1 protein-coding gene is annotated in these 895 nt (G+C 44.2%); it reads left to right on the forward strand.

Annotated features, from left to right (window positions below):
* Positions 1-158 precede the first annotated feature (158 nt).
* Positions 159-895 (forward strand): deoxyribodipyrimidine photo-lyase (locus A3763_RS23805; protein WP_197483079.1); only part of this gene is annotated, 737 nt, incomplete at its 3' end.

Below are 895 nucleotides of genomic sequence, written 5' to 3' on the forward strand. Positions count from 1 at the left end.
AGCACGCGTCTACTTTTTTAGACTCATTACCGTTAGAGGCTTTTCATCATTTAGTAAATGTACGTTTACCCCGTGGAATAGATCACTCTGTAGGTGATCTTTTTCCCCCTTCCAAACGTAAACGTAACAAACATCATAGTTAGGATTGAATAGAATTCATGTCAGCTCAAGGTTTACATCAACAAATCAGCGACTTACGAACCAAACAACCAACTCAAAACCAGGGCATTAACGTTGTATGGTTTAAGCGTGATCTCAGGTTACGTGATCATACTCCCCTGAAGGAAGCTTGTGCAGGCAAAAATCCCACCTTACTGATCTATATCTTCGAAGATCTGCTAATACAAGACCCTCACTACGACGTGCGCCATTGGCGTTTTATTTGCCAGTCTTTAGCCGATTTGAATCGTCAACTCAAGGCCTTTAACACGCAGATCCATTGCTTTCGGGGCAAGGTTCTTAAGGCGTTAGAGGAAATCCATAGCCATTTCACAATCAATCGATTATTCAGCTATGAAGAGACCGGTATACGTGCTACCTATGAGCGCGATAAGGAAATAGCTGATTGGCTAGCCAAACACCAAATAGACTGGCAAGAAAGCCCAACGGGCGGAGTCATTCGAGGGCTGACCCACCGAAGCAATTGGGACAAGCACTGGCACAGTATCATGCGCATGGGTTTAGACAATCCCGACCTTCGAGGCGCTAACCTTATTTCTCTAGCACATCATCATCCGAATGATGCAATGGAGCCTTCTTGGCTTGAAACGCATCCTAGGATGCAACATGGGGGTGAAAAATGGGCTGAGAGAACACTCGCTTCTTTTTTTAGATCAAGAGGTCAAGACTATGCCTATAAAATATCAAAACCACTTGAAAGCCGAAAGAGCTGTTC

The sequence above is a fragment of the Oleiphilus sp. HI0128 genome (assembly GCF_001635365.1).